Genomic DNA, 22,917 nt, shown 5'->3' with positions numbered 1-22,917 from the left:
TTGCATCCCATTACTAAGCGAGCGCGAGTGTCTTCGCAATGGCAGTGACGACAGCGGGACGCGACGAGATTTCGCCGTACCAGCGAGCAACGGACGGAAACTTGTCGAGGCTCGCGCCGATCGCCTGATGACGCCACACCCACCCGAAATGGGCGATGTCGGCGATGCTGTACTCGTTACCCGCAACGTATGGATGATGCTCGAGGACATGATCGAGCACGCCCAGTGTTCGATCGACCTCCGCCAGCGCGCGTGCTTTTGCGTCGGGTTGCGGCGATGACTGAATCGCGACCAGGAAAGCTTGCAGGAACGCCGGGCTGAGGCCGGACGCGTGGAAGAAAAGCTGCTCGAAGACCTTGCTTCGCCGGGGGCCGTTCTTCGGAAGCAGTTGTCCGGTCTTATCTGCAAGGTGGACGAGGATCGCGGCGGACTCGCCGAGCACCACGTCGCCGTCTTCGGAATCCGAACGGTCGATGAGAACCGGGACTTTCGCGTTGGGATTCATCGCCTTGAAGGCGTCGGTCTTCTGCTCGCCCTGACGCAGGTTGACGGGAACGAGCCGGTAGTCGAGGCCCATCTCTTCCAGTGCGATGGGAACTTTGAGGCTGTTGGGCGTGGCGAATGCGTGAACTTCGAGCATGGCGCTCATGATGATTTCCTTTGTGGTTTGATTGCCTGTCAAGGCACATGAATGCTGTTGAAATCGAGTGGCTGGAACAGGGTGGCTCGGCCGCTCCAGGACCTCTCGTCAGATCTGGGCTTGCCCACCGTCGACGAAGAGTTCGGTGCCGGCGATGAAGCTCGAATCGGAAGAGGCGAGGAAGACGGCGGCGCTCGCGACTTCGTCGGGGTCACCGACGCGTCCGAGCGGGATGGTCGAGGCCATGTAGTCGAGCATCTCTTGCTGCTGCGCGGCATCGGGTCCGGCCAGATCAACAAGGCCAGGAGTCTTGATCGGGCCCGGGCTGATGACGTTCACGCGGATGCCGCGTGACTTCAGGTCGAGCGTCCAGCTCCGGGCAAAGTTGCGCACCGCGGCCTTTGAGGCGCTATAGACGCTGAACGCCGACGTGCCCTTGATGCTGACGTTGGAAGCGGTGAGGATCACCGAGGCACCGTCGACCAGTAACGGCAACGCCTTCTGCGCTGTGAAGAGCACGCCCTTCACGTTGCGACCAAACGTGTCGTCATACTGCGCTTCGGTGATCGACCCCAGGGGTAGCATCGAGCCACCGCCGGCATTGACGAACAGCACATCGATGCGACCTGCGTCCTTTTTCACGCGCTCGTAGAGGCGATTGAGATCGCCGAGATTGGCGGAGTCCGCCTGGACGCCGGTCGCCTGCGGCCCGATCGCCGCAACGGCGGCGTCGAGTTCGGCCTGGCGACGGCCAGTCACAAAGACCCGCGCGCCCTCGGCAACAAATCGCTTGACGGTGGCGAGGCCGATGCCGGTTGTACCGCCGGTGACGACGGCTATCTTTCCTTCCAGTTTGCGAACCATGTCTCTCTCCTGTGCGATGAGACAAATCTATGGCAGCATGCTAGTTTTCGAAATAGAAACGACTGAAAACCATCGTTGCAAAATTGTCGATGTCAAAGCTACCGGATTTTGAAGGATTCGCGATGTTCGCGAAGGTCGCTGAAGAGGGCTCGTTTGCTGCTGCGGCAGCGGCGACGGGCGTATCTGTGGCGACGGTTTCCCGAGCTGTTACCCGCCTTGAAGAGCGGCTCGGGGGGCGTCTGTTCAACCGCACCTCCCGACGGCTTGCGCTCACGGATTACGGCCATACGCTCGCCGAGCGCGCGGCGAAGCTCTACGCTGATGCTGAAGGAGCTGAGGACTTCGCGCGCGAAACCTCAAGCCGGCCGCGTGGCCTCGTCAAGCTTGCCGCGCCGCTCTCATTCGGCGCTCGCTGGGTTGCCCCGCTGCTGCCCGAGTTCTTCCAGACCTATCCGGAGATCTCCGTCGATCTGCATCTCACGGATGCCCAGGCCGACCTGATTGGCGACGGCTTCGATGCTGCCCTGCGCATCGCCATCCTGGAGGACTCGTCGCTCGTCGCACGTCTTATTGCGCCCGTGCGCCGGTTTGTCGTGGCATCGCCCGCCTATCTGTCCCGCAATGGCCGTCCGCAGCATCCGCAAGAGCTCGGCGCCCACCAATGCCTGACCTACGCCAACAGAAGCCAGCGCGACGTCTGGCGCTTTTCTCACAACAGCGGCGAAGAATGCGCGGTCACTCCAACCGGGGCGTTACGAGGAACGAGTGTGGAAGCGTTGCTGCCCACGGTTCTCGCCGGACTTGCCATCACTGAACTCCCTGAATTTGTTGCGACGCGGCACTTTTCCGACAAGCAGCTTGAACCGATTCTGACCGACTGGCGCTTGCCCGAAGGCGGCCTTTATTTCGTCACGCCCAGTGCCCGCACGCGACCTGCGAAGATAAGCGCCTTGGCCGATTTCTTCGTCTCAAGACTCACTGCGGCGGAATGGAGCGCGGAGGCGCTGATGGGTTGGAAACCACATGGCCATCGCAGCGGCTGATTTCGACCTTCCTCAAAGCCCCTTCTGCCGGCCCACGCGGAGCAGACTGGATTGTTCGCACCTGGAAATCAAGAAGTCGCAAAAGTCATATTTATTCAGGAGTAGAAATCGCCCTCGAGTTTGGAAATCGCACGCTGTTTGCGTGCTCGCGCGGTTCGAGCGACGGGGGGCGCGCAGGCGGACGTGAACGGCGAAGCTGATTACCGACTTGTAATCAACGGGTCAGTCTTGGGAAAACAGCGACTGCACAGAATGCACATCAACTCTTCGCGAATGCGCGTCGAGAGTTCAAAGGCTGCGTTCTTCCGGATGTGGCCCCTAACCCCACTGAAGGTGACCATCATGAAAATGCTTCTTCCTGCAGTACTGATCTCCTGCGTTCTTGGCGCGCCCACACTCGCATTTGCGCAGGCCAGCAACGCGCCGATCACTCGCGCCGAAGTCCGCGCAGATCTGAACCGCGTCGAGAAGGCCGGCTACAACCCGGGTGGTTCCGATCTGTACTACCCCGCCGACATTCAGGCTGCCGAAGCGAAGGTGGCGGCACAAGACGCGTCGCCCGCGGCGCAAGCGGTTGGTGGTGTGGCGCTGTCGGGTGCCTCGCAGTCTGGTGCACTGCTCGCACTGAGCGACACCGCGTCGATCTACGCACACCGGTGAGCGCCGTCATGCGCGCCGGCGAGGGGCCAACTGGTTGCATGCAATCGGCCCCTGCCCGTCGGATGGGCGGGTGAGCGAACTGGAAAACGTCAATCCAGGGAGTGTCAACGTGGAAGCATTGCTGGACGGTCGCGCGGTGTTGACGGCACCATTGGATACGTGCGGGACAACACATCCAATCATGACGGAAACGGCGTGACGCTGCGATGCACGGCCGAAAGCCACGAGTTCGTCGTCGGCCGATCGCGCACCTGGCTTTTCGCGCTGGACGCTTGCCGCCCCCTGCGCGGAGCGGGTGGCTAACCAGGGCGAAGGGACAGCTGTGGTCGCACAGATTCACCGCTTTTTAGCCATGAAGCGCGCCGAAACACCCGCGCCTTCCATGCATGGGTTAGCCGCCGGTCGCGATGGGTAGCAAGGCTGAATAGGTCGCGCGTGTCTCTTTCAGATGGCGCTACACGCGGATTGGAAAAGGCACGGACCGCTCAAATCATGAACTTGGCCGCAGCACGCTTTTGATGTGGCTACCATCCATATTTCAGTTCGGCACCAACGTAGTCCGCGTTACTGCCACCTGCTTTGCGAATCGAATCGCCCACCTGGAAATGCACCGCTTCGACGGAACCGACCAGGTTCGCCGCAATAGTCCAGTCAGCACGCAGTTGCACATACATCCCTGTCCACAGGCTGCCGTGTCCGGCAGTTCCCGGCACCACGGCACTTCCCTGCTGGTACACCGCATCCGCCGTTGTCTCGCGCCACTGGAATCCGAGCGCACCGAGCAGCGCCAGGTTACTCGTCGGCTTGAGCGTGATGGAAGGCTTGACATGGATAAGGTTGGCATATCCCGTGTAGCTCGCGAGCGTGAAGTAGTATCCGTTCGGGAACAGCGGGTTAAACGTCTCCACCCGTCCATCGCCGGGATGCCTGTCGCCCGAGGCCGCATCGAACTGCACGCCCACACGCGGTGTCCAGGGAAGATCGAGCGTATAGCCGGCGAGAGAGCCAACCGCCCAGGCACTGATCGTCTTGGTGCCTACGTGACCTGACTGGTACATCGACTCCACATCCCAGTCAGCGCGGCCTATCTTGCCGGTGTACCGGAGGTCGAAGACGTCGCGATGCTCGTCGCCCGTTGCATCCAGGAAGCGCGCATTGGAACGGTTGTACCGGGAGTAGTACCCTGAGAGGTCACCGGGTCCGACGTCCTTCCGCTCGAAGCGCACGCCGCTGAACGTGAGATGCCGGTTGGAGACATCGTCGAACGTCGTAGCGTCGCGGTACTGCACAGGCTGCGTCAGGTAACCGATGATGCGCCATTTCTGGTACTCGTAATCAGCCCAGATGCCATCGTAGGCCTGTCGCACGTTTGGGCCATCGCGAACCGAAATGAACCGTTGCAGGTCGAACGCCATCTCCTGGCGGCCGACGCGGAATTTGAACGTGCCTGGCCCCAATGGACTGACCCACGCCACAAAGGCTTGCTCGAGGTCGAGCGGATTCTTGTCGACAGGCGTCACCGTATCCTTGCCGAACGGCCTCGCATCCACGAGTTGTGCAAAGAACTGAAGATACGGGCCGATACGCGCATCGGCGCTGACCTGCGCGCGCTGGATGACGTAGGTATCCGAATGTCCCGGGCCGATGCCGAAGAGCGGCGCATCGTTGACCTCCAGGCGCTCGCGAAGATTGGCGCCGAACGATAGATAAGAATGCGGATCACCACCCAGCGGAATGTACTTGAGACTGTCCATGGGCTGCCGGGGCACACACTTATCCGCAAGCACAGACCAGTCTTCCTGCCAGCGGTTGAACTCCACCACCGGCCGCTTCGCCGTGCATGCGGCGGCTGGCGTATCGGCGGTTGTCGTCTCGTCCGTTTCCGCGCGTGCACCGTCGCTTAGCGCCAAAGCCAGCCCCGCAACGAAAATGGAAAGATACGCAAGGGTGTCCTTACCTGCGATCCGCCTGGGCCAAACACGCGTCATAGCTTCTCCGTGTCGTGAAGTTCGTGCGATACCATCCCCGCGACGTCTTCGGGGCATATCTGAAGTGCGTTCCGCACATGCCGTTCAAGGAAACTGGCGAACGGCGATAGTAAGCAATCCGACCGGGCCTGCTCGCCTATTGCCTGGTGTATGTCGCTGTTGTGGAGTCCGCCATGTCCGCCCGCATGTTCCGTGCGTTGAACGCCAGCCACGCCAAGGCGGCGAACGGCAGCAGCAGTGCCCAGAACCCCGCGTGCCGATAAGCGACAGCGCCTGCAATTGCACCTGCAGCGAACGCCAGAATCGCCGGCAGCATCTTGCCCAGACGCGTTCGCGCCACAGCTCGTGCGTCGGATGGCATCTTCCGCGACAGGATGTCGATCGTGTCGAGCACGGCCTGCGTCACGTTGCCGGTCATCACGGTGTTGGGCACGCCGGGGCGCGGGACAAGCCGGCCGTGCGCATTCTGCACGCCCATTGCTGCCGCACCGATCATCCCGCAGACGATGACGGGCGTGCTATCCGCATGCACAACGGGTGAGACGCCGACACCCGCGAGGCAAAAGGCCAGCATAAGCACCGCCTGAACAACGTAGAGAACACACGCCGCGCGGTTGGGCGTCGCGGGTTCGACCCTCTTCACAAGCACGCTGCTGACGACCACGCCTGCAACGAATGCGGGGAACGCCATCAGCTTCATGAACACGCCCTGGCCGAAGCCTGCCGCTTCAGCGCCAATCAGCACGAAGTTGCCCGTGACGTGAGCGGTGAACAGCCCGAACAGCGCAACAAAGCTGAGCGTGTCTACGTAGCCCGCGATGGCGGCGAGCACGCCGTCTTCAGATTTCATCGATCGTCTCCCGTGCCGGGGAATGACATCGGGCGGCCTCGCGACCGTCATCGCGCATCACCCCGGCATCCCGCGTCTACTGCGCAACTGCGTGAATCTCGGCGATATAACCGCCAGGGAACTGCACGAGCGCGGCTTCGCGTTTGTCCGAAGTGAACGGCTGGACCAGCACCGTGACACCCGCCGCCTTCGCCTTCTGCAGCGTGTCGGCGAGATTCGTCACTTCATAGCCCGTCATCTCCCGGCCGAATGGCCAGGGCAAATGGCCGTCGGTCACCAGCACCGTCATCCTGCCGAAGCCAGATTCGATGCGCACACGCCGATAGGTATCGCCGGGCCGGCCAATCTCGACACCGGGTGCCTTGCGCTCGTCGGAGACGACCTTGCCGTGCGAAAAGGCGACGAAATCGCGGATCAACGCACCCGCGCGTTCCGGCGACACGTAGACCCGGTTCTCGGGCACTGTCTGCAAGGAATCATAGTTCGGCGCCTGGTTGTGCCAGTACAACTGCATGCTGACGCTGCCCGGCCAGGTGATGATCGCGTCACGTCCGATTGGATCGGGGAACATCGCCACAGTGACGTCAGCGTGGTGCCGCCTGGCCGATTTGACGGCGGCGTCGATGTCGGTCACGAGATAGCCCGTGCGCTCGCTACCGAACGGATACGGAACAGTCGTCTTGAAGCCGAACACCGACAGCGTGCCGACCGGCGTGAATACGAGTTGCGACATCGTCTTGCTCGATGTGGGTGTCACCTGAAAGACGCCCTGTTGCGACTTGTGGCCGCCGAAGGTTGCAACAAGACTATCGGTGAACTTGTCGAAGTCTTCCGGCGCGACATAGACATGTGTGGTGTCGTATTGCGGCCCCACAGCGAGCTTCGGTTCCGCAACGGGCTGTGGAATTCTCGGCGTTGTGGCCGACGCGACTGACGATGCAGCGAGACAGATGACGGCAAGCGCTGTCGCAGCCAGGGAACGAAGGTTAAGCATGGTACTGAACTTCCTTTGAGGATTTACTGAAAACCGGCATGACCGGAAGAATGCTTGATGCCGGCAACGCATGTCGCCATCACGAGCGCAGCGATGAGCCCGAGATGCTCGAAGAAGGCGTTCAACGCGAAAAAGTGCGCGTCGCCCGTCAGGTTCCAGAAGTCGTTCGCAACGAACATTGCGACAGCCGTCAATGCGCCCAGTGCGCCCGCGCCCAGCCACACGAAGCGGCTGGCGATCACGCAGGCCGAGCCGCCAAGCTCGACGACGATCGCGAGCGCTGCCCACAGCCATCCCGGATGCAACCCGAAATGTCCGAAACCCAGCCTCTCGAGTCTTCAAACTGCACCCGAGGTAGACGCGGCGCCCCACCATTGATCACAATTTTCTTGAAGCGATCGGGAAGAGCGCGTTTACTCCACGAACTTCGGTGGAGAGCACACATAGCACCCTGCAATCGGGATAACGAGGGTTTGCACACATCTGCCACAGAATCCCGAGAATCTGCCTTACAGGATCCAAGGTTAAGCTGAACGCGGCGCACGGCACAATTGCACGATGGTGTTAGCCACGCTTTCGTTGACCGATAGCCCCGGGCCGTCGCACATCCCACCAGGCAATTGCGCCAACCGACACCGTTATTCACCGAAAGATATCGAAATGGTCACCGCCGATATATTGGAACGGGAGGCGCAACGACACATACTGGTCTCAATGGTCTGAGCGGCAATCGTCCCGGCTCTGCGACTTCCACGACTAATTTCTGATTGGCGTGCCGCTTCGGCGCGCTCAACGCCAACCTGCCTGGTGATCAAAATGCATGTCGAAACTCTGAATCTCGCGCGCGGCCAGTTTGCGATGACCGCAATCTTCCACATTCTCTGGCCTATCCTGACGATCAGCCTGTCCGCCTTTCTCCTCATCGTGGAGATGCTGTGGGTGAGACCTGGCGCGATAGTCTGGTACCAGCATGCGCGCTTCGCCATGCTGCCCGTCAGCGCCGCCGGAGGGATCGCTGACGCGGCGTGCTCCGTACGCAGGAGCCCATACACGACCCACGGCTGGCGCCCCACCTCGCGCACAATCCAGCCGCATTCCACCGCGACTTAAGGCAACGGAATTGCGAGAATCCACGCAAGAAGCAGCTTGCGTTGCGCGAGTAGTGCATCGAAGCCAGCGGCGCGCGAAGTGAAAGAACGACACCAGCAAGGGGCGGTCCGGACCTGACGCTGACGCCGGCGGACGCGTCTACGAAGCGCGCGGCTTTGCACGCGATCGACTACCAACCGCACACACTCATTTCCGTTTCATAGATCAAGAGGCATGATCGCGCACAACCTTTACCAGTATTACCTGTTTCGCGGCAAGGTCGTTGCTGTCAAGCACTGACGATCATCTGCCGACACGTTTTTTCAACTGAACGATTACAACCTGGCTCACGAGCATGTTCAATATCTCCGAAGTGACACCTGGTTCACACGTCACGCTTCACTACCGGCTTTCGCTTGCCGATGGCGCTGAAGTCATGAACACCTTTGCCGATCAGCCGGCCACGCTGCTGCTCGGTGCTGGTCAATTGGCGCCGCCGCTGGAAAATGTTTTGCTGGGATTGAAGGTCGGCCACCATTCGACGTTTCAGCTAACACCGGAGCAGGCATTCGGCCCGCGTAATCCGGATCTGATCCAGCGCGTATCGCTTGCGACGCTGCGTGAGAACAGCATGATTGGCGAGCAGTTTTCGCCGGGCGATCTCATCGAATTCAACGCACCGGGTGGCGGGCGCTATGCAGGCGTGCTGAAGGAAGTCGATGAGACATCCGCGTGGTTCGATTTCAATCACCCGCTCGCCGGCAAGGCGTTGGCGTTCGAAGTGAAAATCGTGGGGACTCTGCAGTCATGAGCGGACTGCGACTTGCGCCGCCGGATACTGCTCCCGGCTTCGTTCTAAAAGCGAACAGGTGCCTCGCAGCGTTTTGACTTGGCGCCCGTTATCCAGATCATCGAACCAATGACCACTTTCCTTACCCTTGAGGCATGGCTCGCGCACCTCGAAACGGCGGAGCCGGACGGCCCCGACATGGATTTGACCCGCGTCGGCCAAGTGAAGAACGCGCTTGGCTTCTCGTTCGATTGCCCGGTGATTACAGTCAGCGGCACGAACGGCAAAGGCTCCACCTGCGCGATTCTCGAAACGATCCTGCTCTGCGCAGGATATCGCGTAGGCTGCTATACGTCGCCACATCTGCTGGCGTTCAACGAGCGGGCGCGCATCAACGGCGCTGACGCAACCGATATTGACCTGCTCGAGCAGTTTGAAGCGGTCGAAACAGCGCGCGCGAGCCTGAAGCAACCTGTCGCGCTGACAAGTTTCGAGTTTGCGACGCTGGCGATCCTGCGACTCTTCGCGTTGCGCGGGTTGGATGCCGTGATCCTCGAGGCGGGCGTGGGCGGCCGCCTGGACGCGGTCAATGTCGTCGATACCGATTGCGCGATCGTGACGAGCGTCGACATAGACCATGCCGACTGCCTCGGCGATACACGCGAAAAGATTGGCTTCGAGAAGGCCGGCATTTTTCGCGCGGGCAAGCCGGCCATATGCGGCGACCCGGCGCCGCCACAGAGCCTGATCGACCACGCTCAGGCTATCGGCGCGGACCTTTGGCTCGTCGGCCGTGATTTCCGGTACGCAGCGCAGGCGGGTAACGAACGCCAGCAGTGGAGCTACGTTGGACGGGCGCAGCGGCGCGCGGCGCTCGCCTATCCCGCGCTGCGCGGCGCCAACCAGCTGATCAACACCTCGGCGGCGCTGGCCGCACTCGAAGCGTTGCGCGAGCGCATTCCGGTATCGGCACAGGACATCCGGCTGGGCCTCGCGAACGTGGAGTTGGCAGGCCGGTTTCAGGTGCTGCCGGGCAAGCCACAGATCATTCTCGACGTTGCGCACAACCCGCACGCCTCTGCTGTCCTGGCACAGAACGTCGGAAACATGGGCTATTTCCCGTACACCTACGCGGTTTTCGGTGTGATGAACGAAAAGGACATCGAAGGCATCGTCAAGCGGGTGAAGGGCGAAATCGACCATTGGAACGTGACGAACCTGCCGACGCCGCGCGCGGCGTCGGCCGCTGAGCTCGAATCGGTGCTGCGCGCCGCCGGCATCAACGACAGCCCCGACAGCAGTGTCAGTCGGTTCGAGACGCCGGCCGAAGCCTTTCAGGACGCGTTGAAGCGAGCGTCCGAAAACGATCGAATTCTCGTCTTTGGAAGTTTCTCCGCGGTCGCGGGCGTACTGGCGCATCGCAGATCACAACATTGTTGAAACGGGCCGACCGGCTCTTGTGTGACCAGGGCCGGTGAGGTGAATGGAAACCGATTTTTTGCGAGGTATGCGAATGTTTTGGGAGAAGAAGCTGGCGCAGTGGGTAGACGAAGTAAAGACGAAGGCCAATATCCCGGCGCGCCTGGTGCTATGGGATGGCCAGCAACATGACTTCGGCACGTTCGCCGCGCCGCAGGTCACACTGAAAGTGAATAGCGCGTCCGCGCTGCCGCTATTGCTCGAACCAAGCCTGGACAATCTTGGCGAGGCGTATGTGAAGGGCAAGATCGACATCGAAGGCAAGCTGTCGGACATCATCAACATCGGCTATTCGCTTGCGCGCAGCACGGTCACCAGTGCCAGCAAGCTCGCGCGCGTGCGACGCTATTTCAATCACACGAAAACGTCGGACAAGAAGGCGATCCAGTATCACTACGACGTCTCGAATGAGTTCTACAAGCTGTGGCTCGACGAGAACATGGTGTACTCGTGCGCGTATTTCGAGAACGGCGACGAAGACCTCGCCACCGCGCAGATCAAGAAGATCGACCACATCCTGACGAAGATCCAGGTGCAGCCGGGCCAGCGCCTGCTCGATATCGGCTGCGGCTGGGGCGCGCTCGTGCTGCGCGCGGCGCAGAAGTTCGGCGCGAAGTGCGTCGGCGTGACGCTGTCGCAGAACCAGTTCGACCTCGCGACGCAGCGCGTGAAAGCAGCCGGGCTCGAAGGCCAGATCGAAATCCGGCTGCAGGATTACCGCGACGTCCAGGGGCAGTTCGACCGCATCACGAGTGTCGGCATGTTCGAGCACGTGGGCCGCAAGAATCTGCCGGGCTACTTCGAGAAGATCCGCGACCTGCTCACCGACGACGGCATCGCCATGAATCACGGCATCACGTCGACCGATTACGACAGCGGCGAAACGGCGCTCGGCGGCGGCGAGTTCATCGACAGATATGTGTTCCCCGACGGCGAGCTGCCGCACATCAGCCTTGCGCTCGAATCGATGCAGCGCGGCGGGCTCGAAGCTGTCGACGTCGAAAGCATGCGCCGTCACTACGCGCAGACGCTCGACATCTGGGCCGAGAACTTCGAGGCGCGAGCCGAACAAGCAAAGAAGCTCGTCGACAACGAGAAATTCCGCATCTGGCGTGTGTACCTCGCGGGCTGCGCGTACGCGTTCGAGAACGACAACGTGTCGATCTATCAGGTGGTGTGCCGCAAGGCGGGCCGCAGCGCGAAAACCTTGCCGTGGTCGCGGCGATATATCTACGCAGACAAATAGAAGCGCCACCGGCGCTTGACCGTGAGCACGGTGGGGCATGTCGCGCGGATACTTGCGAGCGTAACTACGCCGAAGATGCCGGAGTCCATATATTCGACCTACGAAAAGATCAGGCATGGCGCCGTTGTGGCCAGGGATTTTATTTCCGCGCGCTTTATCGGCGGAATCTGACTCAGGCGACTTGAGTGGACGCTCGCAGATCGTCACCTCCGTTCATTGGCGGCACTGGACTGTGTGGAGTACACAGCGCGACCCGCTTCACAATGACAGCTACCGCACCATTGTATTCACTCAGAGCAATGCCGCATCCATGAGGGCGCAAACCAGGATCATCGCGTCCGCGTTGACGGGAACGGGCCGTGGATTCGGCTTGTACACCGCGTCGCCGGGACGAATCGCGCGCCCGCTCATCGCGAAACCCGGTGCGCCAGCGCGCGCCTTGCGCCATGTCTGATCACCGAAACAGCCGCGTGTTGGGTCGCGCCATGCTATCGTGGCTGTCGACGCAGTCTGCCGGTCGATCAACTTCGCGTTTCCCAGCATGTCGAAACTCCTATGCGTCAGCGTCTGCACTTTCAAAAAAGAACCCAGCGATGTTTCATCGTCCGCCCAAGCGAATTGCAAATGAAACAGGATCCGCGCCCGGCAGGGCCTGGTTGCGCCAATTCGCACACGACCTGTCTTCGGTACATTGTGAAGACGCCGCCGCTGCGCTGCCGGATATTAGTGCCTCTTGATCGACCTTCCGATGAAATGCGTTCCCAATACAAAGACGATGCCGATTGTGCTACCCAGAACGACGTTTATCATGCGGGCGTCGGCGGAGAAAATAGAATGTCCGGCAACGATGATCGCGACCGCATGGAGCGCGCACCGTGTGCCGAATGCAACGACATACTGATTGAATGCGACGAGCGTCAACGCAACGAGGGCCGTCAAGATCGAAAAGAGCAGGGGAGCGTGTGGCATGAAAATGCCAAAGAGCATGCCTGCGGATACGCCGACTATCGCCCCTACTATCCTGTCCTTCCATTTTGCTCGCGCACTCGCGATGTCGCCGGTGACTACGCTGGCAGCCGACCAGATCAGCCACTGCGGATACGGAACGCGATGCCACTCGGCGAGCCACGCGGCCACGCCTACGGCGAAGGCGGCCGCGATCATCCCCTCCAGATAGTTGGGCGCCGGTGTTTCGCTGACTTGTCGCAGAACGAGCCAGGCTCGGACGTTTGACTTTGCTGCGCGTTGCTTCGCGCGATACGAAACGATAGAAGCGAATATGACAGGAAGCGCCGCGCAAAACAGGTAAGGGCAGGTCTCGGTACAGAGCTGCATCATCCCGCGCCCGTTGGCATCGTGTGCAGTTGCACACGCAACGTAGAGAACGGGGATGCAGGTGAATGCGCCTGTCCAGCGCATCTGGGCGCCCGCGGCGGTGATACTCACGCAGGTGGCGGCGAGCAACATGCAAGCGACGACGAACCATTCCGGTGTGCCGAGTGCCAAAGTCATGGCGATAAATCCGACGCATATTGCGACCACGTGTACCAGCACGCCAAGCGGCGCGAGGCGTGAGCGCTCTGCCGCAATGAAGGCGGAAACAGTGACGATCTCGGCCCGGAGCCACAGAGGGTTTCCCGTAACGAGGCCAGCCAGGAAAACCGGCGCGAGTAGCACGGCGCCGTACGACAGCAACCGGACGTTTACTAGCTTATCCAACATTTGAAGTCGTCCCGTACCTTTACGCGTGTTCGATCGAATACTTGCCCGCGCCTGTCCTAGTGAAGCTTGATGTCCGGAAGTGTGGTGCGGCGCAGCCAGTGGGCCACGGTATCGAGCATCATGCGTGGATAGCCGCGCAACGCGGCGATATGCAGCCTGTAGAGGGACGCATACATGAGACGCGCGAACAACCCCTCGACGTGCATGTTGCCGCCGGCGAGCCCGCCCATCAGATTGCCGACCGCGCTGAAGTGGCCTAGTGAAACGAGCGAACCCAGATCGCGATAGGTAAACTCGGGCAACTGTCGGCCCTTTAGCCGATTGCCAAACGCATGCAGCAGAAAGCTCGCTTGCTGGTGCGCGGCCTGGGCGCGCGGCGGCACCTTGCGGACCTCACCGTCGCTAGCTGGCCATGGGCAAGCCGCACAATCGCCAAGTGCAAAGATGCTGTCATCGGTTTGCGTCTGCAGCGTGCGGCGCACGGCAAGCTGGCCGAGGTTCGTGACCGGCAACCCTCCGAGCTTCCCGAGCACGGCCGGTGCCTTGATGCCCGCCGCCCAGACAGTCAGATCGGCGCGTACGGATTTTCCGCTCGCGGTAAGCACGAAGCGCGGCGCGACCTCGGCCACTCTTTCGCCCGTCATGAGTCTCACACCGAGTTTTTCGAGTAATTCTGTCGTTGCGTTCGCCACACGCTCGGTCAATGCAGGCAGAATCCGCGGCCCTGCCTCGATGACCACGATGCCAATATCGCGAGTCGGATCGAGCTTGTGCAGACCGTACGCTGAGAGCACCTGTGCCGTGTTGCGCAGCTCTGCGGAGAGCTCGACGCCCGTTGCGCCAGCGCCGACGATGGCCACCTGGATGCGCGGTTCGTCAGGCGCCGACGCAACCGCGCCGCGCGCGAGAGGCGCTTGCTCCTCACGTTCGGCGCGAATGCAGGCGGCAATGAGACGTTTGCGTAAACGCTCAGCGTCCCAGACTGAATCGAGTGGGAACGAATGCTCCTGTGCGCCTTGTACGCCGAAAAAATGCGTGGTGCTGCCGATCGCAATCACGAGGGTGTCGTACTCGAGCTCGCGCTTCGGCAGCAGCTCGACGCCATCTTCATCCAGCAAGGGCGCTAGCGTGATGCGTTTCGCGAAACGATCGAGACCGACGAGCTCACCCTGCTGAAATTCGAAGTTGTGCCAGAACGCTTGCGCCGCGTACGCAAGTTCCTGCGTAGAAGGATCCATGCTGCCGGCAGCGACTTCATGCAGTAGCGGCTTCCAGACATGGGTGGAGTGACGGTCGACGAGCGTCACGATCGCGCGCGGCTGCCTGTTCCGCCTACGCTTGCCATAGCGATCACCGAGGCGCGTCACGAGCTCCAGCCCGCCTGCGCCTCCACCTACGACGATGAAACGGTGCATGTGTATGTTCTCCACATTTATAATTCGCAGTCCAAAGTGGAAGACGTGGGCGAGTGACTCTGCTCGAACCTCACGTCTCAGTCGGCGGTGGCGACATATGGCCTGACCATTTTGGCCGGGTCGACGACGCGGTCGAACGTCTGTTCGTCGACGAAACCCAGTTCCAGCGCCGCAGCCTTCAAGGTCAGGTCATGTTCTGCCGCATAGTGAGCGATGGCTGAAGCCTTGTCGTAGCCGATAACGGGCACCAGCGCGGTCACCAGCATGAGTGAGCGGTCGACGTACTCGCGAATCTTCTTGAAATTCGGCCGGGTGCCCTCGACCAGGAAGCGCCGGAAGTTCGTGCAGCCGTCGGTGAGCAGCGTGATTGACTGCATCAGGTTGTGGATCATCAGCGGCTTGTAGACGTTCATCTCCAGGTATCCGCTTGCGCCGCCAAAGCCGACGGCCACGTCATTCGCCATGACCTGCACCGCAAGCATCGTCAGCGCCTCCACCTGAGTCGGGTTGACTTTGCCCGGCATGATGGAGGAGCCAGGCTCGTTTTCGGGGATCAGCAGTTCCGCGAATCCCGCGCGCGGGCCACATGACAACAGGCGAATGTCGTTGCCGATCTTGTAGAGCGAAGCCGCGAGGGTCCGGAACGTGCCGGAGAGTTGGATCAATGCGTCGTGGGCGCCTTGCACGGTGAACTTGTTCTGTGCACTGACAAACGGCAGTCCCGTCAGTTTTGCAATTTCTCCTGCGGCTGCGTCTGCAAAGCCCGGCGCGGCGTTGATCCCGGTTCCGACCGCGGTGCCGCCCAACGCGAGGCAATACACTCCGTCGAGCGCACTGTCGATTCGCTGAAGATTGTCTGCGAGCATGCCGGCATAGCCCGACCACTCCTGGCCAAGCGTGAGCGGTGTCGCGTCCTGCATATGGGTGCGGCCGATCTTGACGATATCGTCCCATTTCCGAGCCTTGGCTGCGATCGCATCATGCAGTGCCTGGACGGCGGGAATCAGGCGTTGCATCGTGTTGACAGCGGCGGCGAGGTACATTGCCGCAGGAAAAGAGTCGTTCGACGATTGCGACATGTTGACGTGATCGTTCGGGTGAATCGGCTTCTTGCTCCCGAGCGGCGTGCCCGCGAGCTGGCAGCAACGATTGGAAATCACCTCGTTGACGTTCATGTTGAACTGCGTCCCGCTGCCCGTCATCCAGACGTGCAAGGGGAACATGTCGTGATGCTGCCCGGCGAGGATCTCGTCACAGACCTGGGTAATGAGCGTGTGTGCCTGATCGTCGAGACGTTTTCCGGCATGGTTTGCGTTGGCCGCCGCCTTCTTGAGAACGGCATAGGCGGTAATCATCTCGCGAGGCATCAGCTCGGAGCCGATGCTGAAATGCTCGATCGAGCGCTGTGTCTGTGCGCCCCAAAGCTTGTCGGCGGGAACACTGACTTCCCCGAGGCTGTCGGCCTCGATTCGAATATTGTCCATCGTTACTTGTCCCTTCATTTGGAGTGTGGCACTCAGGCGGCGCGCAGTAGCGCGAGCACCCGAACGATTTCCGGGTCGGCGACGTCGCCTTCTGGTTCGGTGCGCCCGAGCAGCAAGTCCATCAGTTCGTTGTCGCTCAATTCGAACAGTCGCGTGAGTGCGCCCACATCGGCATCGCTGAGACTGGATTCATGACGGCCGAAAAAGCGTTCGAAGATCAGATCGTTTTCCAGCAGGCCACGTCTTGCGCGCCAGCGCAGTCGCGCGCGGCGCAGTGGATCGGATTGGTGTGAGGTCTCGTTCATGTCAAACCTTCCTTCGTACCATCAGTTCCTTGATCTTGCCGATGGCCTTTGTCGGGTTGAGTCCCTTCGGGCACACATCAACGCAATTCATGATCGTGTGGCATCGGAACAGACGGTACGGATCATCCAGGTTGTCCAGACGCTCGCCGGTCGCCTGATCGCGGCTGTCCGCGATGAAGCGATAGGCTTGCAGCAGGCCCGCCGGGCCGACGAACTTGTCCGGGTTCCACCAGAAGCTTGGGCACGACGTCGAGCAGCTCGCGCACAGGATGCACTCGTACAGGCCGTCGAGCTCGTCACGTTCTTCCGGCGACTGCAGACGCTCCTTTTCCGGCGGCGGCGTATCGTTGATCAGATACGGCTTGATCGAGTGATACTGGTTGAAGAAGTGCGTCATGTCGACAATCAGATCGCGAATGACGGGCAGGCCCGGCAGCGGGCGCAGCACGATTTTCTGCGGCAGGTCGTTCATGTTCGTCAGACACGCCAGACCGTTCTTGCCGTTGATGTTCATCGCATCCGAACCGCACACGCCTTCGCGGCATGAGCGCCGGAACGCCAGTGTTTCATCGGCAGCCTTAAGTTTGACGATCGCGTCCAGTAGCATCCGTTCGTGCGAGTCGATCTCGATCTCGTACGTCTGCATGTGCGGCGCTGCGTCCTTGTCCGGGTCGTAGCGGTAGATTTCGAAGGTACGTTTGGCCATGGTCGTTTCCTTTAATTCCTTGACTAGAAGATGCGTGGTTTCGGGGGAACCGTTGCAACGGTCAGCGGTTGCAGCTGAACCGGCTTGTAGTCAAGGCGATCGCCCTCGCTGTGCCACAACGTATGACGCAGCCAGTTTTCGTCGTCGCGTTGCTTGTGCTCGCTCGGCGCGTGCGCGCCGCGGCTTTCCTTTCGCGCTTCGGCCGAGACCATCGTGGCGCGTGCCACCTCGATCATGTTGGCCAGTTCCAGCGCCTCGACGCGCGCGGTGTTGAACACCTTTGACTTGTCCTTCAGATGCACGTGATTGACGCGCTCGGCGACTTCCTTGATCTTGCTGACGCCTTCAGCCATCAGCTTCTCCGTGCGAAACACGCCGGCATGCTGTTGCATCGTCGAACGAATGTCGCCCGCGACCGTTTGCGTGTATTCGCCCGATGACGACTTTTCGAGTCGGTCCAGACGTGACAGCGCGAAATCGGCGGCGTCGGCGGGGAGCGGCTTGTGTTCCTTGATTTCCTTCACGTGCCGGATGATGTGATTGCCGGCAGCGCGGCCGAACACCACGAGATCGAGCAGCGAGTTCGTGCCCAGGCGGTTCGCGCCATGCACCGAGACGCACGAGCATTCGCCCACTGCGTAGAAACCGTTGACGGGATCCTTGTGACCCTTCGACGTGCCGACCACCTGGCCGTGAACGTTGGTCGGAATTCCGCCCATCTGATAGTGGATGGTCGGGACAACCGGGATCGGTTCCTTGATCGGGTCGACGTTCGCAAACCTGATGGCGATTTCGCGGATCGACGGCAGCCGCTTCTTGATCGTCTCGGCGCCGATGTGCGACAGGTCGAGCAGGATGTGATCCTTGTTCGGACCGACGCCACGGCCTTCGATGATCTCCTGTCCCATCGAACGCGAGACGAAGTCGCGGGGCGCCAGATCCTTATAGACAGGTGCGTAGCGTTCCATGAAGCGCTCGCCGTCCGCGTTGCGCAGGATGCCGCCTTCGCCGCGCACGCCTTCCGTGATCAGCACGCCCGCGCCTGCGACGCCTGTCGGGTGGAATTGCCAGAACTCCATGTCCTGCAACGCGAATCCGGCGCGCGCTGCCATGCCGAGTCCATCACCGGTATTGATGAACGCGTTCGTCGTAGCAGCGAAAATACGCCCTGCTCCGCCCGTGGCGAACAGCGTGGTCTTGCCTTCGAGGATATAAACGTCGCCGGTTTCCATTTCCAGCGCGGTTACGCCGAGCACGTCACCGTCGGCGTCGCGGATCAGGTCCAGCGCCATCCATTCGACGAAGAACTGTGTCTTCGAGGCGACATTCTGCTGATAGAGCGTATGCAGCAACGCGTGACCAGTACGGTCGGCTGCGGCACAAGCGCGCTGCACCGGCTTCTCGCCGTGGTTCGCCGTGTGCCCGCCGAACGGGCGCTGGTAGATCGTGCCGTCGGCGTTACGGTCGAACGGCATGCCCATGTGTTCGAGCTCGTACACGGCGTTCGGCGCTTCGCGGCACATGAACTCGATCGCGTCCTGGTCGCCGAGCCAGTCGGAGCCCTTGATCGTGTCATAGAAGTGCCATTCCCAGTTGTCTTCGCTCATGTTGCCGAGCGAGGCGCCGATGCCGCCTTGCGCGGCGACGGTGTGCGAGCGCGTCGGGAACACCTTCGAAAGCACGCAGACGGACAGGCCAGCGCGCGCGAGCTGCAGCGACGCGCGCATCCCCGAGCCGCCCGCGCCGACGATGACCACGTCGAAGCGGCGACGCGGCAGGGAATTTTTGATTGCAACCATTACACTCTCCAGAGAATCTGCGCAGCGAAGCCGGCGCACGCAAGCAGCCAGACGATCGAAAGCGCTTGAAGAAACAGACGGACACCGACGGGCTTGACATAGTCCATCCAGATGTCGCGCACGCCGACCCACGCGTGATAGAACAGAGACAGCAGCGCGACGAACGTGGCGAGCTTCATCCATTGCGTGGCGAAGATCGAAGACCAGCCGTCGTATGAGAATTCACGCGCGCCGAAAAACCACACGAGAAGGATGACCGTGTAGACGGCCATGATGACGGCCGTCACGCGCTGCGCGAGCCAGTCGCGCAGACCGTAGTGCGCGCCCACGACGAGGCGCTTCGGACCGATTTGATGATGGGGTGCCATGTTTAGAAGGCTCCAAATAGTTTGAGCGCGAAAGCGATCGTGAGTAGCGAAGAGACGATCGCCACGATGGCTGCTGTCTTCCTGCCGTCCTGTTTCGAGACCGCGCGGTGCGTGTCCATCAGCAGATAGCGCAGGCCGGCACAGAAGTGCAGGAGGAACGCCCACGTCAGGACGAGTACGACGACCTTCACGACAAAGTTCGAAAGGACTGCCTTGAAGGCTTCGAAGGTGCCCGTGGACGTCAGGCTCTGCTCGAACAGATAAAGCAGGAACGGCAAACAGACAAACAGCAGGACACCGCTTACGCGATGCAGGATCGACACGCGCCCCGCCAGCGGCAGCCGGTACGCGCTCGTTATTTGCCCGATACCAATGTTCCGGAATTCCGGATTCGGCTTCTTTACAGCTTCAGACATGGGGACCTCCGGTTGTAGTTGCGCCATCTTTGGCACGAGGTGTCGATATCGCGACCTGCATACGATTACGCCGGCACATATGAGGGTTGATAAGCCTTCGCGGCCATAAAGGCATCGAGGTTGACGGGTCGGGGTACGCCTGCCAGCCCCTGGTCAAAGATGAACCGGGCAATTTCGCGCGCCACGGCCAGCGAGGTTCTGAAAATGCGCGACTGCGGCGGGTAGATCAATCCTGCGTCGAGGTCGTCCTGCGAAACCTGGGCGGCGAGCGCCCGGGCGGCGATAATCAGCATCTCGTCGGTTACGCGTCGGGCTTCCGTGGCATAAATGGCCATGCCGAGCGCCGGAAAGATGTAGACGTTGTTGCCCTGTCCGGGGGTATAGGTCCGGCCGTTGTATTGAACCGGCGCGAACGGGCTGCCGCTCGCGAACACAGCGCGTCCATCGGACCACGTGTACGCTTCCTCTGCGGTGCATTCCGAACGCGACGTCGGATTGGAATAGGGGAAGATGATTGGGCGTTCGTTCACGCGCGCCATCGCTTCGACCACGGGCTGGTTGAACGCTTTGGCCGCAGCGCTGACACCGATGATCGCGGTCGGGCGCAGTGTTTCAATCGCGCCGACGAAGTCGCCAATCGGCTCGTGGACATGAGCAAACGGCTTCTGGAAATCGGCCAGATCGGTACGACCGGCGTGGATCAAGCCCTCCTTGTCATAGAGCCAGCATGCGCCGAAGGCGTCCTCCGCCGATACCCCGGCCTCCATCATTGCCTTCGCAAGCAAGCCTGCAATCCCGGTCCCTGCCGTCCCGCCGCCCAGGAACAGGAAGCGCTGGTCCGCCAGCGAGCCGCCTGTCACGCGCAGCGCGGCGAGAATGCCCGCAAGCGCGACCCCGGCCGTCCCCTGGATGTCATCGTTGAAGCAGCAGACGCGATCGCGATAGCGCGTCAGGATCGGTTCTGCGTGAGCAAACGCGAAGTCCTCGAACTGGATGCAGGCACGCGGAAAGACTTCCTGGACAGCCGTGACAAACTCCTCGATGAACTCGTCGTACTCCGCACCGGTGACGCGGCGTTGACGCAGCCCGAGGTACAGATCATCTGCAAGCAGGCTTTCGTTATTGGTTCCCACGTCGAGCGTAATCGGCAGCGTAACCTCGGGGGGGACGCCAGCGCAGGCCGTGTATAACGAAAGCTTGCCGATGGGAATGCCCATGCCGTTCACCCCGAGATCTCCGAGCCCCAGAATGCGTTCGCCGTCAGTCACGACGATGAAGCGCACATCCGACACCGGCCAGTTGCGCAGAATTTCCTTGAGGCGTCCCTTTCGGCTAATGGGCAGGTACATGCCGCGCGGGCGGCGCAAAATGTGGCCGAAGTTCTCGCATGCCTCGCCAACAGTCGGCGTATAGACCAGTGGGATAAAGCGCTTCGGATCGGACATCAATACGCGGTAATAGAGCGTCTCGTTGGTGTCGAGCAGTGCCGACAGATAGATGTAGCGTTCGAGGTCGCTGGTCTTCAGGTCAATCTGCCTCAAAACGCGCTGGATCTGCGCTTCTTCGGTCTCGATCTTTTCAGGCAGCAGGCCAACCAGCCCCAACTGCTGACGCTCGGCGGAATTGAATGCTGTGGATTTGTTGGCATGCGGATCGCGCAGCAACGCTGTACCTCGCAAGTCCGCCGCCGCGCGGCGGATGGAACGATCTGCAGATGCATTTGGCAAAAAATCAGTCATGAACTTCGTCCTTTGAAATTCAGGTGGACGTGTCTTGAGATCAAGGTCTACGTCCGCACACAAGAAACTACGAACAAATAATTAGGAATCCCTTTTCACAAAGGAATGCTTTCGCGCCTTGGTAGGCGCAACCGGGCGAAGCCAACGCTCAATGCGTGGATGGCCGTTGGCACCCGATTGTGCTGCGTTCCGACGGTAGATCGCGGTTATCCGTTCCGGCCGTCATTGTTGTCCCTCGCTGGTCGCGAACGCCGTGACCTGGTACTGCCTGTTGCTGATTACTTAGGACAAAGTATGTGTCAGGCGCGGGCAACGTCCAATATATCGAGAGTAGCTATTTCGATATCATTTGGTGAATAACGTGATGCTTTTCCGGATCTTGATACGCCCGCGGATCTCATGGACTGTCGTGGTGGCGGTTCCTGGTCAAACGCCGCGCGACTTCCAGGAAATCGCGAACGACCTTCGAGTACTCGGCCGATCGATAGGCAATCACGATTTGCGCCTTCGGTCCTGGCCCGTCGATTGCGTGGTATGTCACGCCCGTTGCTGCCACCTGGCGGATCGATTGCGGGACGATCGAGACGCCGAAATCCATCAGTTGCGCGAGGATGGGAGCGCGCGCGTCGCGTCGATGGATCAGAAGACCCCGTTCGCGGTGATGACGCGCTTTCGCCCGACGATCTGCGGAGAACTTGTGACGGCGCTCGACAAGCGCGACGTGCAGGACATCATCGACAAGCTGGTCGCGTCGCCGAATCTCTTTTTGCGCTTTTCGTATCGACGGCCGCTTCGAGCACGTTGAGACGCGCACCGTGCCGCGCCAGACCAAGCCGTACCGTCCGATGCTTCAGGCGATCGAGCGGCAGCCGGTCTTCAGGTTCGAGGCAACCTCGGCAACGCTGGTTGGATTTCGTTGCCATCCATACGTGCAGGGCATCAACCTGGCAGGTTTCCATGTCCACTACATCACCGATGATCGCCGCGGCGGTGGGCATGTCCTCGACTATCGGCTGCTGGAATGGAAGCTCGAGGTCGCGAAAATTTCGAAGCTGCGCATCGACCTTCCTCGCACCGATAGCTTTCATGGATCGCTGCACGCGGATGTGCTAATGCCGTTGGGGTGCCGTTCCTGGAACACGCGCCGGAGTTCGGCATTCGACGGCGCGACGCGTGGCAGCGTAACCGCCGCCCTCGCATTCGCCACCCACTGCCCGAGCTTCTTCTCCCGGATCGTCATTCGGATCTCCTTGTAACCGAGCAATAACGAAAGTCAGTATCTGGCGCGGCGTACTAAACTCCAATATATTGGCGGTGGTG

General features: G+C 60.8%; 23 protein-coding genes and 3 pseudogenes. 8 read left to right on the top strand and 18 right to left on the bottom strand.

Annotated features, from left to right (window positions below):
* Positions 1 to 13: 13 nt before the first annotated feature.
* Entirely contained in the window at positions 14 to 649 is a 636-nt protein-coding gene (locus tag HV744_RS21300; RefSeq protein ID WP_246279138.1) for a glutathione S-transferase family protein, read from the bottom strand.
* Between the two features lie 99 nt (positions 650 to 748).
* Positions 749 to 1,504 (bottom strand): SDR family oxidoreductase, encoded by a 756-nt coding sequence (locus HV744_RS21295; RefSeq protein WP_175151385.1) that lies wholly within the window; start codon positions 1,502 to 1,504, stop codon positions 749 to 751.
* Positions 1,505 to 1,593: 89 nt separating this feature from the next.
* Between HV744_RS21295 and HV744_RS21290 the strand changes: the two genes are divergently transcribed.
* Both HV744_RS21290 and HV744_RS21285 read left to right on the top strand, forming a co-directional pair.
* Positions 1,594 to 2,547, top strand: coding sequence for a LysR family transcriptional regulator (locus HV744_RS21290; RefSeq protein ID WP_175151384.1), 954 nt, complete (start codon positions 1,594 to 1,596; stop codon positions 2,545 to 2,547).
* A 342-nt stretch (positions 2,548 to 2,889) separates the two neighbouring features.
* Entirely contained in the window at positions 2,890 to 3,207 is a 318-nt protein-coding gene (locus HV744_RS21285; RefSeq protein WP_175151383.1) for a DUF4148 domain-containing protein, read from the top strand.
* A 524-nt stretch (positions 3,208 to 3,731) separates the two neighbouring features.
* Here the strand turns inward: HV744_RS21285 and HV744_RS21280 are convergent.
* The 4 genes and pseudogenes from HV744_RS21280 to HV744_RS21265 all read right to left on the bottom strand — a co-directional run.
* Positions 3,732 to 5,195 carry an alginate export family protein gene (locus HV744_RS21280; RefSeq protein WP_175151382.1) on the bottom strand — a complete coding sequence of 488 codons (1,464 nt, stop codon included), beginning with the start codon at positions 5,193 to 5,195 and terminating at the stop codon, positions 3,732 to 3,734.
* A gap of 136 nt (positions 5,196 to 5,331) precedes the next feature.
* Positions 5,332 to 6,045, bottom strand: coding sequence for a YoaK family protein (locus HV744_RS21275; RefSeq protein WP_246279137.1), 714 nt, complete (start codon positions 6,043 to 6,045; stop codon positions 5,332 to 5,334).
* Positions 6,046 to 6,121: 76 nt separating this feature from the next.
* Positions 6,122 to 7,039, bottom strand: coding sequence for a glyoxalase (locus HV744_RS21270; RefSeq protein WP_175151381.1), 918 nt, complete (start codon positions 7,037 to 7,039; stop codon positions 6,122 to 6,124).
* Between the two features lie 23 nt (positions 7,040 to 7,062).
* Positions 7,063 to 7,353, bottom strand: a pseudogene (locus HV744_RS21265) (DoxX family protein); the annotation flags it as partial.
* 502 nt (positions 7,354 to 7,855) lie between these two features.
* Here HV744_RS21265 and HV744_RS38530 point away from each other — a divergent pair.
* A pseudogene (locus tag HV744_RS38530) lies at positions 7,856 to 7,963 on the top strand (hypothetical protein); the annotation flags it as partial.
* A 38-nt stretch (positions 7,964 to 8,001) separates the two neighbouring features.
* On the opposite strand, the pseudogene HV744_RS21255 reads toward HV744_RS38530, so the two are convergent.
* Positions 8,002 to 8,208: pseudogene (locus HV744_RS21255) on the bottom strand (cytochrome ubiquinol oxidase subunit I); the annotation flags it as partial.
* 275 nt (positions 8,209 to 8,483) lie between these two features.
* Between HV744_RS21255 and HV744_RS21250 the strand changes: the two are divergent.
* The 3 genes from HV744_RS21250 to HV744_RS21240 all read left to right on the top strand — a co-directional run bounded on the left by HV744_RS21250 (position 8,484) and on the right by HV744_RS21240 (position 11,643).
* Positions 8,484 to 8,939 (top strand): FKBP-type peptidyl-prolyl cis-trans isomerase, encoded by a 456-nt coding sequence (locus HV744_RS21250; protein ID WP_175151380.1) that lies wholly within the window; start codon positions 8,484 to 8,486, stop codon positions 8,937 to 8,939.
* Between the two features lie 108 nt (positions 8,940 to 9,047).
* The gene (folC, locus tag HV744_RS21245; RefSeq protein ID WP_175151379.1) at positions 9,048 to 10,358 is read left to right on the top strand and encodes a bifunctional tetrahydrofolate synthase/dihydrofolate synthase; all 1,311 of its coding nucleotides are present in this window, start codon (positions 9,048 to 9,050) and stop codon (positions 10,356 to 10,358) included.
* Between the two features lie 73 nt (positions 10,359 to 10,431).
* A complete protein-coding gene (locus HV744_RS21240) occupies positions 10,432 to 11,643 on the top strand; it encodes an SAM-dependent methyltransferase (RefSeq protein WP_175151479.1) in 1,212 nt (403 codons plus the stop codon).
* Positions 11,644 to 11,934: 291 nt separating this feature from the next.
* Here HV744_RS21240 and HV744_RS21235 read toward each other — a convergent pair whose 3' ends face one another.
* The 11 genes from HV744_RS21235 to HV744_RS36825 all read right to left on the bottom strand — a co-directional run bounded on the left by HV744_RS21235 (position 11,935) and on the right by HV744_RS36825 (position 22,195).
* Positions 11,935 to 12,186, bottom strand: a complete 252-nt coding sequence (locus HV744_RS21235; RefSeq protein WP_175151378.1) for a DUF3331 domain-containing protein — start codon at positions 12,184 to 12,186, stop codon at positions 11,935 to 11,937.
* Between the two features lie 180 nt (positions 12,187 to 12,366).
* On the bottom strand, positions 12,367 to 13,365 hold the full coding sequence (locus HV744_RS21230) for an FUSC family protein (RefSeq protein ID WP_175151377.1): 999 nt from the start codon (positions 13,363 to 13,365) through the stop codon (positions 12,367 to 12,369).
* Positions 13,366 to 13,421: 56 nt separating this feature from the next.
* Positions 13,422 to 14,780: an NAD(P)/FAD-dependent oxidoreductase gene (locus tag HV744_RS21225; RefSeq protein ID WP_175151376.1), complete on the bottom strand. Its 1,359-nt coding sequence runs from the start codon at positions 14,778 to 14,780 to the stop codon at positions 13,422 to 13,424.
* 77 nt (positions 14,781 to 14,857) lie between these two features.
* Positions 14,858 to 16,264, bottom strand: coding sequence for a class II fumarate hydratase (gene fumC / locus HV744_RS21220; protein ID WP_175151375.1), 1,407 nt, complete (start codon positions 16,262 to 16,264; stop codon positions 14,858 to 14,860).
* 32 nt (positions 16,265 to 16,296) lie between these two features.
* On the bottom strand, positions 16,297 to 16,569 hold the full coding sequence (locus HV744_RS21215) for an FAD assembly factor SdhE (protein WP_175151374.1): 273 nt from the start codon (positions 16,567 to 16,569) through the stop codon (positions 16,297 to 16,299).
* Between the two features lies 1 nt (position 16,570).
* Positions 16,571 to 17,275: a succinate dehydrogenase iron-sulfur subunit gene (locus HV744_RS21210; protein WP_175151373.1), complete on the bottom strand. Its 705-nt coding sequence runs from the start codon at positions 17,273 to 17,275 to the stop codon at positions 16,571 to 16,573.
* Positions 17,276 to 17,298: 23 nt separating this feature from the next.
* Positions 17,299 to 19,074, bottom strand: a complete 1,776-nt coding sequence (gene sdhA, locus HV744_RS21205; RefSeq protein WP_175151372.1) for a succinate dehydrogenase flavoprotein subunit — start codon at positions 19,072 to 19,074, stop codon at positions 17,299 to 17,301.
* Positions 19,074 to 19,442 (bottom strand): succinate dehydrogenase, hydrophobic membrane anchor protein, encoded by a 369-nt coding sequence (gene sdhD / locus HV744_RS21200; RefSeq protein WP_175151371.1) that lies wholly within the window; start codon positions 19,440 to 19,442, stop codon positions 19,074 to 19,076. Before sdhD ends, sdhA begins: the two co-directional genes overlap by 1 nt.
* Before the next feature lie 2 nt (positions 19,443 to 19,444).
* Positions 19,445 to 19,858: a succinate dehydrogenase, cytochrome b556 subunit gene (sdhC, locus tag HV744_RS21195; RefSeq protein ID WP_175151370.1), complete on the bottom strand. Its 414-nt coding sequence runs from the start codon at positions 19,856 to 19,858 to the stop codon at positions 19,445 to 19,447.
* A gap of 65 nt (positions 19,859 to 19,923) precedes the next feature.
* A complete protein-coding gene (locus HV744_RS21190; protein WP_175151369.1) occupies positions 19,924 to 21,597 on the bottom strand; it encodes an NAD-dependent malic enzyme in 1,674 nt (557 codons plus the stop codon).
* 397 nt (positions 21,598 to 21,994) lie between these two features.
* Positions 21,995 to 22,195: a type 2 periplasmic-binding domain-containing protein gene (locus tag HV744_RS36825; protein ID WP_217469149.1), complete on the bottom strand. Its 201-nt coding sequence runs from the start codon at positions 22,193 to 22,195 to the stop codon at positions 21,995 to 21,997.
* 36 nt (positions 22,196 to 22,231) lie between these two features.
* Between HV744_RS36825 and HV744_RS36820 the strand changes: the two genes are divergently transcribed.
* Both HV744_RS36820 and HV744_RS36815 read left to right on the top strand, forming a co-directional pair.
* Entirely contained in the window at positions 22,232 to 22,402 is a 171-nt protein-coding gene (locus tag HV744_RS36820) for an acetolactate decarboxylase (protein WP_246279136.1), read from the top strand.
* A gap of 10 nt (positions 22,403 to 22,412) precedes the next feature.
* Positions 22,413 to 22,853, top strand: coding sequence for an acetolactate decarboxylase (locus tag HV744_RS36815; RefSeq protein WP_246279135.1), 441 nt, complete (start codon positions 22,413 to 22,415; stop codon positions 22,851 to 22,853).
* The last annotated feature ends 64 nt before the right edge of the window (positions 22,854 to 22,917 follow it).

It is taken from the genome of Paraburkholderia ultramafica, assembly GCF_902859915.1.
Taxonomy (GTDB): Bacteria; Pseudomonadota; Gammaproteobacteria; order Burkholderiales; family Burkholderiaceae; genus Paraburkholderia; species Paraburkholderia ultramafica.
The sequence above is the reverse complement of the archived record's forward strand: the minus strand, read 5'-3'. Positions and strand labels throughout refer to the sequence as shown.